Source organism: Ursidibacter sp. B-7004-1 (assembly GCF_053654055.1).
The window spans coordinates 1-596 of the sequence record NZ_JBSIUP010000087.1 but is presented as its reverse complement, the minus strand read 5'-3'; the positions used below and the strand labels follow the sequence as shown (position 1 = coordinate 596).

Genomic DNA, 596 nt, shown 5'->3' with positions numbered 1-596 from the left:
CCTGCCACAAAATTACTCGTGCTATCACCAACTAAACCACCGCTTAAGCCTGCCGCAATTTGGCTTAAATTTGCGACATTTTGTTTTTGACTATCGCTTAAATCCTCAGGATTGTCTGTGCCATAAAGCGTTTTCATTATATAAGGTGCTGCCACTTCTGCCGTTAAGGCTCCCAATGCACCGGCTACAGCATTGTTGCCAGTAATGCGAGCTTCCAACGCACCTAATATAGCGTGAGCAATTAGATTGGCTTCTTTATTATCGCCCGTTTGTATTTTGATAAGTTTGTTCAGATATGGCGAAGCTGCACCGACAGCAGCTTGTTCTACACTGCCTGTTGCCAAACCTTGTAATGCTGCCGTAGCTGCTCTAATCCCCATTTGCAAATTACTACCTAAGCCATATTCAGCCTCTATTGATTGAGCTTGAGCTTTAAGCTCTGCGGCTTTCGCTGGATTTTCTTTCTCTATCGCTTCCGCTTCTTGGCGTTTGGCTTCCGCTTCTTTGAGATGATTACCCACCAAATGATGAATACCTGCTTGCGAAAGTTCACCTATCACTTGTGCCATTTCTTGACGTTCTTGTGCTTTGGTTAG

The 596-nt window shown here is 44.5% G+C and carries 1 protein-coding gene; it reads right to left on the bottom strand.

All coding sequences use genetic code 11. From position 1 onward, the window contains the following. Window positions 1–596 (bottom strand): VENN motif pre-toxin domain-containing protein (locus tag ACWIW0_RS11340; RefSeq protein WP_454453399.1); only part of this gene is annotated, 596 nt, incomplete at both ends.